Origin of the sequence: Halpernia frigidisoli, from assembly GCF_900113805.1 — a bacterium.
Lineage (GTDB): Bacteria > Bacteroidota > Bacteroidia > Flavobacteriales > Weeksellaceae > Halpernia > Halpernia frigidisoli.
In genome coordinates this window covers 632,660-647,229 of the sequence record NZ_FOQT01000001.1, presented here as the reverse complement: position 1 = coordinate 647,229, position 14,570 = coordinate 632,660, and the positions used below count along the sequence as shown (strand labels likewise).

12 protein-coding genes are annotated in these 14,570 nt (G+C 33.9%); 6 read left to right on the top strand and 6 right to left on the bottom strand.

Annotated elements, in window-relative coordinates; all coding sequences use genetic code 11:
- The 3 genes from BM238_RS03030 to BM238_RS03020 form a co-directional block, all read right to left on the bottom strand.
- The gene (locus BM238_RS03030) at positions 1-387 is read right to left on the bottom strand and encodes a hypothetical protein (protein WP_090078696.1); all 387 of its coding nucleotides are present in this window, start codon (positions 385-387) and stop codon (positions 1-3) included.
- 21 nt (positions 388-408) lie between these two features.
- Positions 409-1,917 (bottom strand): malate dehydrogenase (quinone), encoded by a 1,509-nt coding sequence (mqo, locus tag BM238_RS03025; RefSeq protein WP_090078695.1) that lies wholly within the window; start codon positions 1,915-1,917, stop codon positions 409-411.
- Positions 1,918-2,043: 126 nt separating this feature from the next.
- Positions 2,044-3,084, bottom strand: a complete 1,041-nt coding sequence (locus BM238_RS03020; protein WP_090078694.1) for an NAD(P)H-dependent glycerol-3-phosphate dehydrogenase — start codon at positions 3,082-3,084, stop codon at positions 2,044-2,046.
- 200 nt (positions 3,085-3,284) lie between these two features.
- Here BM238_RS03020 and BM238_RS03015 point away from each other — a divergent pair, with 200 nt between their 5' ends.
- The 3 genes from BM238_RS03015 (at position 3,285) to BM238_RS03005 (ending at position 6,641) form a co-directional block, all read left to right on the top strand.
- Positions 3,285-4,136: a M23 family metallopeptidase gene (locus BM238_RS03015; protein WP_090078693.1), complete on the top strand. Its 852-nt coding sequence runs from the start codon at positions 3,285-3,287 to the stop codon at positions 4,134-4,136.
- Positions 4,137-4,286: 150 nt separating this feature from the next.
- A complete protein-coding gene (locus BM238_RS03010; protein ID WP_090079101.1) occupies positions 4,287-5,621 on the top strand; it encodes a cytochrome ubiquinol oxidase subunit I in 1,335 nt (444 codons plus the stop codon).
- Positions 5,622-5,624: 3 nt separating this feature from the next.
- On the top strand, positions 5,625-6,641 hold the full coding sequence (locus BM238_RS03005; RefSeq protein ID WP_090078692.1) for a cytochrome d ubiquinol oxidase subunit II: 1,017 nt from the start codon (positions 5,625-5,627) through the stop codon (positions 6,639-6,641).
- Between the two features lie 113 nt (positions 6,642-6,754).
- Here the strand turns inward: BM238_RS03005 and BM238_RS03000 are convergent, their stop codons facing one another.
- The 3 genes from BM238_RS03000 to lysS all read right to left on the bottom strand — a co-directional run bounded on the left by BM238_RS03000 (position 6,755) and on the right by lysS (position 9,286).
- Positions 6,755-7,267 carry a hypothetical protein gene (locus BM238_RS03000; protein ID WP_090078691.1) on the bottom strand — a complete coding sequence of 171 codons (513 nt, stop codon included), beginning with the start codon at positions 7,265-7,267 and terminating at the stop codon, positions 6,755-6,757.
- A 22-nt stretch (positions 7,268-7,289) separates the two neighbouring features.
- Positions 7,290-7,466: a hypothetical protein gene (locus BM238_RS14365; protein ID WP_177205413.1), complete on the bottom strand. Its 177-nt coding sequence runs from the start codon at positions 7,464-7,466 to the stop codon at positions 7,290-7,292.
- Positions 7,467-7,585: 119 nt separating this feature from the next.
- On the bottom strand, positions 7,586-9,286 hold the full coding sequence (gene lysS / locus BM238_RS02995; protein ID WP_090078690.1) for a lysine--tRNA ligase: 1,701 nt from the start codon (positions 9,284-9,286) through the stop codon (positions 7,586-7,588).
- 198 nt (positions 9,287-9,484) lie between these two features.
- Between lysS and BM238_RS02990 the strand changes: the two genes are divergently transcribed.
- The 3 genes from BM238_RS02990 (at position 9,485) to BM238_RS02980 (ending at position 14,567) form a co-directional block, all read left to right on the top strand.
- Complete coding sequence (locus BM238_RS02990) at positions 9,485-9,868, top strand: hypothetical protein (protein WP_090078689.1); 384 nt, start codon at positions 9,485-9,487, stop codon at positions 9,866-9,868.
- Positions 9,869-9,990: 122 nt separating this feature from the next.
- Positions 9,991-13,161 (top strand): efflux RND transporter permease subunit, encoded by a 3,171-nt coding sequence (locus BM238_RS02985; RefSeq protein ID WP_090078688.1) that lies wholly within the window; start codon positions 9,991-9,993, stop codon positions 13,159-13,161.
- A gap of 182 nt (positions 13,162-13,343) precedes the next feature.
- Positions 13,344-14,567: a TolC family protein gene (locus tag BM238_RS02980; protein WP_090078687.1), complete on the top strand. Its 1,224-nt coding sequence runs from the start codon at positions 13,344-13,346 to the stop codon at positions 14,565-14,567.
- Positions 14,568-14,570 lie beyond the last annotated feature (3 nt).

The window sequence follows — 14,570 nt, the reverse complement described above, 5'->3', positions numbered from 1 at the left end:
TTAAATTTCTATGCTGTAAACATCCGTTTTATTTCTTTCAATCTTCGGCACATAAAAGCCGCCACTTTCCGGAATAATTTCAGCAAAATCAAAAAAAGTGCAGTCTTTTGGAAGTCCGGAAAATATGAGCGTAAACCAATAATCTTCAACTAACGGAACTTCCATCCAATTGGGATTAAAACAAATATTATCGGCAAAAAGTAATTTACTTCTGTGGGAAGATTGGGTATCAAAAAGATACGTTGTTTGCCAAATCCTGATCAACATTCCGAACGCAAAATTATTTTTAAAACAACAGTGCACAATTACTTGTTGCTCAACTGCAATTTCGCTTTGAACTTGTTTTAAAATTTCCGGTTCGATGAAAGGTTTTACGATTGTGGACAAATTTCTTTCTTTTAATTTTTTTTAATCATAATCCAATTCCAAAACTTCTTTGGAATAATTTCTCACTTTCTCAGTTAAGTCAGCGTTTTCTGATAATTTTTGACCATAACTTGGAATAATTTCCAATAATTTTTCTTTCCATTCGTTTTGAAGTTTATCCGGAAAACATTCCTCCAAAATATTGATCATTGCATGAGCAGCAGTCGAGGCGCCAGGTGAAGCACCCAAAATTGCCGCAATTGTTTTGTTTTCGTTGATCACCACTTCAGTTCCAAACTCCAGTTTTCCACCTAATTTATCATCTTTTTTAATGACTTGCACTCTTTGTCCAGCAACCATTAATTCCCAGTCTTTTTCGTCTGCATTTTTTACAAACTGTCTCAGAGCAGCAATTCTCTGGGATTTTGTCATCGCAACCTGCTGAATTAAATATTTTGTTAAAGGTAAATTATGCCACCAAGCGCCAAATAAAGATCTTATATTAGAAAAATTAATACTTTCAGGTAGATCAAGATAACTTCCTTCTTTCAAAAATTTTGTTGAAAACCCGGCAAAAGGACCAAAAAGTAAAGATTTTTTACCGTCAATAATTCGCAAATCTAAATGCGGAACGCTCATTGGTGGAGCGTCCAAACCTGCCTGCGTATAAACTTTTGTCTGATGTTGAGCGATTAATTCTTCATTATGCGTCACCAACCATTGACCGGAAACCGGAAAACCTCCGTAACCTGCGCTTTCTTTGATATCTGATTTTTCTAAAAGTGACAAAGAATAACCGCCTGCACCCAGAAAAACAAATTTAGCGGAAACTTTTGTGCTTTTATTTGTCATTCGGTTTTTGACCTTCATTCTCCAGGAACCGTCTTTTTCCAAATCTAAATCTTTTACTTCATGATAAAGAAAAACATCGACCAAAGAATCTTCTGCTAAAAAACGACCCATTTTTCGGGTTAAACTTCCGAAATTAACGTCCGTTCCCAAATCCATTTTTGTGGCTGCCAAAACTTCGTTTTCCTTTCTTTTAGACATTATTAAAGGAATCCATTCTTTCAGCTGCTCAAAATCTGTGGAAAACTGCATGCCTTTAAATAAGTTTGAATTCACCATTTTATCATGGCGTTTTTTCAAATATTTTGCGTCATTCTCACCAAAAACCAAACTCATGTGCGGACAGGAATTAATGAAATCTTTTGGTTTATCAATATGTCCTTTAGAAATTAAATAAGACCAAAACTGCTTTGAAACTTCAAACTGCTCGGCGATACTTTCTGCTTTTTTAATATCGATCGTTCCGTCTTCGCTTTCCGGCGTATAGTTCAGTTCACAAAACGCGGAATGTCCGGTTCCAGCGTTGTTCCAGGCGGAAGAACTTTCCTTTGCAAATCTGCCCAATCGTTCGAAAATGGCAATTTTTAAGGTAGGTTCAAACTCGTGAAGTAAAGTTCCTAAAGTCGTACTCATAATTCCGCCACCGATTAAAATCACGTCGTATTCGCTTTTAAGATCTGTATTGGTTAAAAAATTTGGCATAAATAAATTTTATGCTACGAATTTCGTGAAAAGTTTTGTTTTGGGAAATTTATTGGGAAAGAAATTTATTTGTTTTTACTTTTTGTTGTACTAAAAAAAGTTAGCAAATTTTAAAGTAAAAAATATTTAATTCAACCTTAAAGTCAGTTTTTTAAATAATTTTTCAGCATTTTTTTCTTCATATAAAATCTGATAAACGGTATTGATAATCGGCAAATCCAATCCTTTTTCTTTACCCGTTTTATAGATAGAATCTGCAGCGTAATAGCCTTCCGCGATCATATTCATAGATTGTATAGCAGATTTCACAGTGTAACCTTTTCCAATTAAATTCCCTAAACTTCGATTTCTGGAAAATAAAGAATAAGCAGTTACAAGTAAATCTCCAAGATAAGCGCTGGTATTGACATCGCGGGGTTCTTCATAAATAGCTTTTAGAAAAACTTCCATTTCACGAATGGCATTTGAGACAAAAACCGCCGCAAAATTATCACCGTAACCCAAACCAGAAGCCATTCCTGCACCAATGGCGTAAATATTTTTCAAAATCGCGCCATATTCATTGCCTAAAATATCTTTAGAAGTATGAACATTGATGAAATCTGAGGAGAATAATTTCTTTAAAACGTCACCTACCTTTTCTTCAGCGGTTGCAATTGTAAGATAAGAAAGTCTTTCCATTGCCACTTCTTCTGCGTGACAAGGCCCGGCAATCACCCCTTGGCATTTGAAACCAATATTAAAAACGTCCCGCAAGTAATGAGCAACCACATCGTTATGTTTTGGTACAATTCCTTTTATAGCAGAAACGAAAATTTTGCAGGAATAATCACAAGTCATTTTCTCGATAGCATCGGAAAGATAAATGGACGGCGTTGCTAAAATTATAATATCACAATTTGAAACCAACTCATTGATATCAGTAGTAATTGCTAAATTTTCTTTTTTAAAACTTACAGAGGTTAGATATACGGGATTATGACCGCGAAGTTCAATCGCACCTTTTACGAATTCATTTCGAACGCACCAATGTACTTTTTCGCTGTTTTCAACCAACATTTTTACAATCGCTGTTGCGAAACTGCCACTTCCTACAACGCCTACTTTTGGTAAGCCTTCCAGAAACGTTTTACAGGTGGTTTTTTTTTCAGCGTTTGTATTTGTCATAATTTATTATCTGAGATTTACAAATATAAGACTTTAAGTGAGTTCGTTTAAAACTTTATACCAATCAAAGCCAGATTTCCAACAAACGCCATAATAATTCATAATTTTTAGTCACAAAGTCTTAAAGTTTGTTAAATTTAACATTTTTAAACAATATATATTTATTTTTGCCGTCTCAAATTTTACTTCTAGTTTTTGATATGAAAGCATTTTTAAAAAAAAAGAAAAACATAAATTTACTTTTAGGCTTATTTTTATTCCTGATTTTTGCCCAAAGTGTTGTGATCGCGAAACTTTATTCGGAGCGAAATGATAAGAACTACCAGGTTAATTTAGTTCCAATCAATACCAAAAAAGACAGTATTGATTATTCTAAAATGAAAACAGATCTTGTTCAGATCGATGAAACAGTGCGAAATTTACATCAATTTTTAGCTTCGAAAAACGTTGAAGACAATGCAATCAGTTTACTATCGAAAGACAGTTTACAAGACGCAATTTATGTTTCGAATGTAAGCAATAGGTACAGTCAATATTTAGTAAATCTTCAAAATAAATTGCAAACCGTTCCTTTAGGATTGCCAACGGACGGTTATATTTCCTCAAATTTTGGCAAAAGAATAAATCCAATTCCAACGAGAACAGTGTTGTTGGCTTCTGTAAATAAATCTTCTGACGTTAAAAAAGATAGTTTAGTTAAGGCACAACCGCAGGCAAATTCTTCACCTGAAGCAGATCAGATTCAATTTCATAAAGGATTGGATATTGCCGTCGCTTATGGAACTGATGTAAGATGCGCCGCCGCAGGAAAAGTAATTTTTTCGGGTCAAAAAGGCGGTTATGGAAATTGCATTATTATTTCTCACGGAAATGGTTTGGATACTCTTTACGGCCATCTTTCTGAACTTTTAGTGAAAGAAAATGACGTGGTAAAAGTAAATGACGTTATCGCAAAATCGGGAAATACTGGACGTTCAACAGGTCCACATTTACATTATGAAGTTCATAAAAATAATACGCCGGTTAATCCGAGATTATTCTTAAATCTTTAAATAAATCAAATCCTGAAAGTTAATTTTCAGGATTTTTTATTTATTTAAAAAAGTATGATTTTCATACATTATGATTTTATTCATTTGTAATATTAAATTTTCACTTTAGTTAAATCCTAACTTTGATTGAAATTAAAATCAAGATTTTTTATGGATGATTTTATTGCAGCGAGATCGCAGATGGCCTTATCAATGGCCTTTCACATCGTTTTTTCTTGTGTGGGAATGGTAATGCCTTTTCTAATGTCATTCGCACACTATAAATATTTAAAAACCAAAGACGAAACTTATAAAGGAATTGCAAAAGCCTGGAGCAAAGGTGTTGCAATTTTATTCGCAACCGGCGCAGTTTCCGGTACAATGCTCTCTTTTGAACTCGGTCTATTGTGGCCGGAATTTATGAAAAATGCTGGTGCCATTTTCGGAATGCCGTTTTCGTTGGAAGGAACCGCTTTTTTTATCGAAGCAATTGCTTTGGGATTTTTCCTTTACGGTTGGGATCGATTAAATTCTAAATTTCACTGGTTTTGTGGTTTAATTGTAGGTTTAAGCGGTTTGGCATCAGGAATTCTGGTTGTTGCAGCAAACGCCTGGATGAATTCGCCAACAGGTTTTGATTTTGTCGATGGAAAATATTTAAATATCGATCCGGTAAAAGCGATGTTTAATGAGGCGTGGTTTCCCGAGGCTTTTCACATGACAGTTGCCGCATTTTGTGCAACAGGATTTGCAGTGGCCGGTACACATGCTTTTTTAATTTTAAAGAAAAAAAATGTTACTTTTCATACAAAAGCCTTTAAAATCGCAGCGAGCTTTGCGGTAATTGGTGGGGTTTTAGCGCCTTTTAGCGGTGATATTGCCGCAAAATCAGTTTCCAAACTACAACCTGTAAAACTGGCTGCGATGGAATCGCATTTCAAAACGGAAAAAGGCGCCCCTTTTATTTTAGGTGGAATTCCTGATGAAAAAACAGAACAGGTAAAATATGCGATCAAGATTCCAAAATTATTAAGTTTTCTGGCATACGGTGATTTTAATGCGGAAGTAAAAGGATTAAATGATTTTGACCGATCACTTTGGCCGCCCGTTGCAGTTGTTCATTTTGCTTTTCAGATAATGATATTTTTTGGTTCAGTGATGATGCTTCTTTCTGTGGTTTTTCTTTACATTTTCTTCTTTAAAAAGAAATTCCTGGTCAAAAAATGGCTTTTAAGATCATTCGTTATTGCCTTGCCTTTCGGCTATATCGCTTTGGAAGCAGGTTGGACAGTTACGGAAGTTGGAAGACAACCATGGATCATTTACGGAATTATGAAAACTGCAGATGCCGTTACGCCGATGCCGGGAATTCAATATTCCTTTTACTTTTTCACGCTCGTTTTTGTGTCACTTTCAATCATTATAATTTTTCTTTTAACGAGACAAATAAAAATGGTGCCTTTTCTTTATGACCCCGAAGATCCAAATTATCAACCTAAAAAATAAATTATGCAATATGTTGTGATCATATTTTTGTGGGTTTCCATCGCACTTTACATTGTTTTGGGCGGTGCCGATTTTGGTGCCGGAATTGTTGAACTTTTCACCAACAGCAAAGAGCAAAAACTTACGAAAAAAATAATGTATGAATCCATCGCGCCCGTCTGGGAAGCCAATCACATGTGGCTGATCATCGCGATCGTGATACTTTTTGTGGGATTTCCGAATATTTATGCCACGCTTTCCATTTATCTTCATATTCCTTTAGCCTTAATGTTGGTCGGCATTATAGCACGCGGAACGGCCTTTACATTTCGTCATTATGACGCAGTGAAAGACAATTGGCAAAAAGTTTACACAGAAATTTTCTACTTTTCGAGTTTATTAACACCATTTTTTTTAGGAATAATCGCGGCAACTTCTATTTCGGGTTCTATAAATCCGGATGCAAAAACATTCGTTAATCTTTATATTTTTAGTTGGCTAAACTGGTTTGGCGTTTCAGTTGGACTTTTCACCGTTGCGATTTGTTCTTATTTAGCGTCGATATTTTCCTTACGTGAAGTAGATCTGGAAGAAGATATTATTTTGATGCTGCGAAAATCCAGACAATTTATGGGTTTTGTTTTTGTAAGCGGTGTGCTTGTTTTTATCGCTGCTAATGCTTCAAACATCAATTTACTTCAAGATATAATTTCTTCCTGGATCAGTTTATCAGCCTTGATTTTGGCGAGTCTTTTATTGATCACCATTTTTATTTGTTTAAAAAAACGGTATTTTTTACCAATTAGATTTTTTGCCGGATTTCAGATCGTTTTAGTTTTGGTGGCCGCGAGTTACCAACTCTATCCAAATATTTTTCTTTTGGCAAATGGGAAACACTTGTCATTGTTAGATAATATTGCACCACAAAAAACCGTCAGTTTCTTGGCTTGGGCGTTGATGATAGGTTCAGTTTTTATATTGCCTTTTCTATTTTATTTAATGTTTTCATTCAGCAGAAAAAAAGACCACGACGATATTTAAGTTTTTTTATATATTTTTCGAGTTTTAAACTATTTTATCATTATATATTCAACAATGTTATTTTAACTTTCTAATTTCGATTTACAGTAAAGAAATAAATATTTTAGTTTACTTTAATCAGAAATTGCTTCAGTGAATGTCCATACCTCTTCTCCAGAATTTATCAGTCTAATTTTAACTCTGCCAAATTTTGACTCTAAAACATATGCTTCCTGACCAGATTGCAAATCAAATATCTCGTTGGTATTTGTCAAAAAATTAATTCCATTCAAATCATTGTGAACAGAAAATTTTACAAGTTTTTCTAATGTATTTTCATCGTAAGAGGCTTTATATCCTGCTTTAGTAATATAATTATTAACATTTGTTACAGATGAGTTTTCACCGTGATTTGAACTCTCTCTTTTATTTGAACTATAATGATAAATTATAAAACAAAATATAAGTATAAATAAAATTTTAAATATCTTTTTTGTAGTTGCTAAATCATTATTTTCAAAATGAGGTTTTATATTTTGCTTTGAAATATTTTTAGTTACTTCCTTCGGGAAAATTGCAATTTCTTGTCCAACGGATTTAAAAAATTTATCTGCGATATATCCTTCACCATAAGCAACATTTTCCAAATTTTTAACAATTATTTCTATCTCATTTTTTTTTTATAATTGTCTGACATCCCAAATTTTGCTTTCCGTAAACATAAGTCCAAGTAACTAAATTAGCATTTGAAGAAACGATGGTACCATTTGTCAAAATTATTTGATTTTCAACTATTTCTCTTAAATCTTCCTTTTTTTCCTTTAAAATAAATGTTTTTCTTATCATAAATGAAATTTTAACGCTAAGATAGAATTAATATCTAGGAATAAAATACGGCTTTCCGTAAAAATGAATAAAAAAAAGATTGCCATTCGGCAATCTAATATAAAAATAAAATAACGCAATTAAACTAATTTCACGGTCACACTATCATCAGTTTTCTCAATTTTTATCAAATTGTTTTTAGATAAATTTTTAGAAGATTTATCCCATTTTTTACCGGAAAATTTAGACTGTTCTTTTAAATCATTTAATGACATTTCGCCATTATTTTCATTTAATAATTTTAAAAGTAATTCATCATCTTCAGACAATTCTACTTTCGGTAAAACCTTTTCCGGACGCATTTGTGGAAAAAATAAAACTTCCTGAATACTTTCATTATTAGTTAAAAACATGATCAAACGGTCCATGCCGATTCCCATTCCGGAAGTTGGCGGCATTCCATATTCCAAGGCTCTAAGGAAATCTTCATCTATAAATTGTCCTGCTTCATCATCGCCTTTTTCGGCTAGTTTTAACTGCTGTTCAAAACGTTCTCTTTGGTCGATCGGATCATTCAATTCTGAATAGGCGTTGGCGATTTCCTTACCGCAAACCATTAATTCAAAACGTTCCGTTAAACCTTCCTGAGTTCTGTGTTTCTTCGTTAAAGGCGACATTTCGATTGGATAATCTGTAATAAAAGTTGGCTGAATAAAGTTGCCTTCACATTTTTCGCCAAAAATTTCATCGATCAATTTCCCTTTCCCCATCGTTTCATTAACCTCAATTCCGATTGATTTTGCAAAATCAAATATTTCCTGTTCTGATTTTCCAGTGATGTCAAAACCTGTGAATTTGATGATGGCTTCGGTCATAGAAACTCTAGCGTAAGGTGCTTTGAAATCAATGTCATTTTCACCAAATTTTGCAGAAGTCGTTCCGTTGACTGCAATGGCGCAATGTTCGATCATTTTTTCGGTGAAATTCATCATCCAGTTGTAATCTTTGTAGGCTACATAAATTTCCATAACGGTAAATTCCGGATTATGCGTTCGGTCCATTCCTTCATTTCTAAAGTTTTTAGAAAACTCATAAACCCCATCAAAACCACCAACGATCAATCTTTTGAGATATAATTCGTTTGCAATTCTCATATATAACGGAATATCCAAAGCATTGTGGTGCGTCATAAAAGGTCTTGCCGCAGCGCCACCAGCAATCGCCTGCAAAACTGGCGTTTCAACCTCAATGTATCCGGCGTCATTAAAAAACTGACGCATTGCCGTGTACATTTTGATCCTTTTGATGAACGTTTCTTTCACGTGAGGATTTACAATGAGATCAACGTAACGTTGTCTGTAACGCAATTCCGGATCATTGAAAGCGTCATAAGTTTTACCATCTTCGTCAGTTCTTGGCTGTGGAAGCGGACGTAAAGTTTTGGTTAAAAGTGTGAAGTTTGTTACTTTAACGGTCATTTCACCAACTTGCGTTGTAAATAAATCACCTTCAATTCCGATAATATCGCCAATATCTAAAAGGTGTTTGTAAACGTCGTTGTATAAAGATTTATCTTCGCCAGTACAAATTTCATCTCTATTAAAATAAACCTGAATTTTCCCCTCAGAATCCTGTAATTCAGCAAAACTTGCTTTTCCCTGAATTCTACGAGACATTAATCTTCCCGCGATTTTCACTTTCTTGCCTTCAGAAAATTGCTCTTTTATAGATTTTGAAGAATCTGAAACTGTATATTCTGCTGCTGGAAACGCATCAATTCCTAAAGCATTTAATTTGGTTAATTTCTCTCTGCGGATGATTTCCTGTTCTGATAATTGCATCTTTTATAACTTTTTAAGTCTGCAAATTTAAGGATTTTTTAACTAAAATAGCGGTTCAAAATTCCTGATTTATAATCATTTTTTATCTTGTTAAATTACTAAATTAAAATTTTTAGTAATTTTATTTACTTTTATTTTTAATCATTCCAAATTTTTAAATTCTCTGTTTTTAAAAACTTTTATGTTTAAATTTACGCTGTGAAAAAATTCGTGGTTTATTTTATGCTTTTTACTTATCTTACTTCTTTTTGTGAAGTGAGACAAATTGCTAAAATTCCGATTTTAGTTGAACATTACGTAAAACATAAAATGGCAAAACACAACATGTCGATTTATGCTTTTTTCAAGATGCATTATCTTGACAAACAGGTAAAAGACAAAGATTATAACGAAGATTTGAGTTTGCCTTTTAAAAAACATGATAATTTTACCACATTTCTTACTTTAAATATTCCGCCAGAAAAGACGGTTATTTTTACTCAATATCATTCAATCTGTGTAGATGTGTCTTCTGATTTTTCTTATTCAGAAAAATTTTATCCGTCAGTATTTCAAAAAATTTGGGAACCGCCAAAGATTTAATTAAACTTTTTTCCTTTACTTTTAAAGTCAGATCTATAGATTTTGACCGAATTTAAGTTTAATAATACTTAAAGGTCTTATGTGAAATACTGTTTCATATTAACCTAAAATCCCGATTAAAAATGCTAAATAAAATTATAGAATTTTCTATAAAGAATAAACTAATTATCATTTTAATGACATTTGGTTTAATTATTTATGGACTTTTTGAGGTTACAAAACTTCCCATAGACGCTGTTCCTGATATTACAGATAATCAGGTTCAGATCATCACCATTTCGCCAAGTTTGGGCGCACCAGATATTGAACGTTTTATCACTTTTCCTTTAGAACAAATTAATAATAACATTCAGGGAATCAAAGAAATGCGAAGTTTTTCACGCTTTGGATTATCTGTTATTACGATTGTCTTTAAAGATGATGTAGATTTATTAACAGCGCGTCAACAGGTTGCAGAAAGGCTTCAACAAATTTCAAAAGACATTCCTGTTAATTTAGGAGTTCCGCAAATGGCGCCAATTTCAACTGGTCTTGGTGAAATCTACCAATACGTAGTTCGTCCAAAAAAAGGTTTCGAGCACCGCTATAATGCAATGGAATTGAGAACTATTCAGGATTGGATCGTCCGAAGACAATTACTTGGAACTCCTGGCGTTGCTGATGTTGCCAGTTTTGGTGGAAATTTAAAACAATATGAAGTTGCAGTAAATCCAGCGATTTTAAAATCAATGGGCGTTACAATAACCGAAGTTTTTAATGCTTTAGAAAAAAATAACCAAAATACCGGCGGCGCTTACATCGAAAAAGGACCAAGCGTTTTGTTTATCCGAACAGAAGGTTTAGTTGGCAAAATCCCAAACATTGAAAACACGGTTGTTAAAAATTTACCCGATGGAACGCCAGTTTTAATTAAAAACATAGGTAAAGTTCAATTTGGAAAAGCGATTCGTTATGGCGCAATGACCTACAATGGCAAAGGCGAAGTTGCGGGCGCAGTTGTCATGATGATGAAAGGTGCGAACTCAAATGAAGTTATCAAAGAGGTAAAAACCAGAATCGAAAAGATCCAAAAAACATTGCCGGAGGGTGTAAAAATTGAACCATTTCTGGACCGTACAAAAATGGTAAATAATGCGATTCATACAGTTAGTAAAAACTTAATGGAAGGCGCACTGATTGTGATTTTCGTTCTGGTTTTATTTTTAGGAAATTTTCGTGCGGGTCTTTTAGTTGCTTCTGTCATTCCTTTAGCGATGCTTTTCGCGATTATTATGATGAATATTTTCGGCGTTTCCGGCAATTTAATGAGTTTGGGCGCGCTGGATTTTGGTTTAATTGTCGACGGTGCGGTCATAATTGTCGAAGCCATTCTTCATCGTTTCAAACATTTAAATAAATTTCACGACACCAAAATTTCGCAGGAAACGATGAACCGTGAAGTTTATACTTCTTCTAGTACGATGATGAATTCTGCGGTTTTTGGCCAAATTATTATTTTAATAGTTTATTTACCGATCTTAACTTTACAGGGAATCGAAGGGAAAATGTTTAAACCAATGGCACAAACTGTGATTTTTGCACTTTTAGGCGCATTTATTCTTTCGCTCACTTACATTCCGATGATGAGTTCCATTTTCTTGTCTAAAAAAATCCACAACAGAAAAAACTTTTCAGATCGAATGATGGAAAAAATTGAATTATCCTATGAAAGAACATTGATCAGGGTTTTAAAGATCAGAAAGTTGGTCTTTTTTAGCGTGATCGGTTTGTTTTTGATCTCTTTATTTGTAATGTCAAGATTAGGTGGTGAATTTATCCCGATACTTCCAGAAGGTGATTTTGCAGTTGACACGAGAGTTTTGCCCGGAAGTAATCTTAAAACTTCCACCGAAGCCATTTTACAATCACAACGGGTTTTGTTAAAAAAATTCCCAGAAATTGAAAAAATTGTAGGCAAAACAGGAAGTAGCGAAATCCCCACAGATCCGATGCCTATTGACGCAAGCGATTTGATGATCATTTTAAAACCACGTGCAGAATGGACTTCCGCTACAACTTACGATGAACTTTCAGAGAAAATGTCTGCCGAATTAAAGAAAAATTTAATTGGTGTCACCTACTCTTTTCAATATCCCGTTGCGATGCGTTTTAATGAATTAATGACGGGCGCAAGACAAGACGTTGTTTGTAAAATTTTTGGTGAAAATTTAGATACTTTAAAAATTTACGCAGATAAATTAGGTCAGATCTCTAAAAAGATAAAAGGCGCGCAAAATATTTATGTCGAACCAATTTCCGGAATGCCACAAATCGTGATTTCCTACAAACGCGATGCACTTTCTCAATATGGATTAAATGTCGCGGATATTAATAACATCGTAAACACAGCATTTGCAGGACAGTCAACAGGTTCTGTTTTTGAAGGCGAAAAGAAATTCGATCTCGTCGTTCGTTTAGATGGCGAGCAGCGAAAAAATGTGGAAGACGTTAATAATTTGCTCATTTCTACACCTTCGGGAATAGAAATTCCATTGAGTTCTGTAGCTGATGTTGAACTGAAAGAAAGTGTAAACCAAATTCAGCGGGAAAATGCCCAGCGTAGAATTATTGTTGGTTTCAACGTGAGAAATCGCGATATTCAGTCGACGGTAGAAGATTTACAGAAAATGGTCGAAAAAGATTTTAAACTTCCACCCGGATATTCCATCACTTATGGCGGTACTTTTGAAAATCTTCAGCAGGCAAAATCCCGTTTAATGATCGCAGTTCCTATAAGTTTATTACTCATTTTATTGATGCTTTATTTTGCCTTTAATTCGGTGAAATATGGACTGCTCATCTTTTCAGCCATTCCACTTTCCATGATCGGCGGAATTCTTTCACTATGGCTTCGTGGTATGAATTTCAGTATTTCCGCGGGCGTCGGTTTTATCGCGCTTTTCGGCGTTGCAGTTTTAAATGGAATTGTTTTAATTGCGGAATTTAACCGCCAAAAAGCAACACACAAAGATTTAAAGGAAGTCGTAAAAATTGGTGGAAAAAACAGACTTCGACCGGTTTTAATGACGGCATTTGTAGCCTCGCTCGGCTTTTTACCAATGGCTTTAAGCAACGGCGAAGGTGCAGAAGTTCAGCGTCCTTTGGCAACCGTTGTGATTGGTGGTTTACTTTTAGCCACATTTTTAACGCTGTATTTTTTACCGCTGATTTACATTTGGTTTGAAGAACGCTTTCCGGATAAACGTCAAAAAATTCAGGAAATAACCAACGAAGAAGATGGTTTCGATGAGTAGAATAATAAATATTTTTTGGGCAGACAATTGACTACGTCGAATGCTTAGATCTTATTATTTTTTTATGGCAGCATTTCCGCCTTCCGTTCCCAATCTTTTTTTCAAATGCAAAAAAAGGATTTCCACTCAAGTCGGGCTGCAGTTTATATCTAAAAAGACAGGAATTTTTTAAAATTAAATAAATGAATCAAATTATAAAAATAACAATATGCTTTTCGGTTTTTATCGGAATTCAAATGAAGGCACAAACCCAGATTTCGCTGGAAACCGCTTATGAAAAAGCCTTTCAAAATAATCTCAATTTAAAGAGCGGACAACTTCGCGTTGATTATCAGGATAAGATCAGAAATTCTTACGCTATTGTTGATCCATTAAATATTTCCGGCGAATTTGGGCAAATTAATTCAGTGTACAACGACACAAAATTCTCTGTTAATCAAACTTTCAGATTGCCGGGTTTTTACAAAAGCCACAAACAGGTTTTATCCGAAGAATGGAAAAATTCGATGCTTAGTTTAGATGTTCAAAAATGGCAACTGAAAAGAGAAATTGCTTTAGTTTATAATGAATTGAATTATCAAAATGAAAAAGAAAAATTACTAATAAGAACAGCTTCTATTTACACCAATTATTACCAACGCGCCGAACTTCGCTTAAAAAAAGGCGAAAGCAATATCCTTGAAAAAACAACTGCGGAAAACTATAGAAGTCAGGCAGAAATTCAATTGGAAAATCTTAAAAAAGATAGAGAAGTTTCCTTGTATCAATTTAATTATTTGCTGAATGATAAAATCATTTATAAAAATGAAGACTCAGATTTTTACCAATTAAATATCAAAAATCAAGATCTTAATTATGCTGGAAATCCGATTGTTTTAAAACAATTAGAACAGCAAAAGAATATTGAACTCGCGAAATTAAATGCAGAAAAATCTAAACTTTTGCCGACAATTAATCTCACCTATTTTAATGCAAGTATGTATGGAAATGGCGCTGATGATAAATTTTATAATAGATCAACACGTTTTAATTCTGGAATGATCGGCGTGGGAATTCCTCTTTTTAACAGTGCTCAAAAATCTGTAATTGAAGGTCAAAAAATCAACGAACTAATTGCCGAAAATAATTACGAAATCGGTTCGCGATCGCTTAAAAATCAATATGCTATGTTGTTCGGTGAATTTGAAAAACTTAAAAGCGAAACAGATTATTATAAAACAAGCGGTCTAAAAAACGCCGAAACCATCATGAAGACTGCAAATCGCTTATATTACGAAGGTGAAATTAATTATCTTGAATGGTCTATTTTGATCAACCAAAGTTTAGAAGTTCAAAATAAATTGATCGACAGCCAAAAAATGCTGAATGAGAAAATAATTCAGTTAAACAGTTTAACCCAACAATAATTT

Coding starts and splice junctions, on each gene's coding strand:
- mqo (WP_090078695.1), bottom strand. CDS start 1,917: ATGCCAAATTTTTTAACCAATACAGATCTTAAAAGCGAATACGACGTG.
- BM238_RS03020 (WP_090078694.1), bottom strand. CDS start 3,084: ATGACAAATACAAACGCTGAAAAAAAAACCACCTGTAAAACGTTTCTG.
- BM238_RS03015 (WP_090078693.1), top strand. CDS start 3,285: ATGAAAGCATTTTTAAAAAAAAAGAAAAACATAAATTTACTTTTAGGC.
- BM238_RS03010 (WP_090079101.1), top strand. CDS start 4,287: ATGGATGATTTTATTGCAGCGAGATCGCAGATGGCCTTATCAATGGCC.
- BM238_RS03005 (WP_090078692.1), top strand. CDS start 5,625: ATGCAATATGTTGTGATCATATTTTTGTGGGTTTCCATCGCACTTTAC.
- BM238_RS14365 (WP_177205413.1), bottom strand. CDS start 7,466: ATGATAAGAAAAACATTTATTTTAAAGGAAAAAAAGGAAGATTTAAGA.
- lysS (WP_090078690.1), bottom strand. CDS start 9,286: ATGCAATTATCAGAACAGGAAATCATCCGCAGAGAGAAATTAACCAAA.
- BM238_RS02985 (WP_090078688.1), top strand. CDS start 9,991: ATGCTAAATAAAATTATAGAATTTTCTATAAAGAATAAACTAATTATC.
- BM238_RS02980 (WP_090078687.1), top strand. CDS start 13,344: ATGAATCAAATTATAAAAATAACAATATGCTTTTCGGTTTTTATCGGA.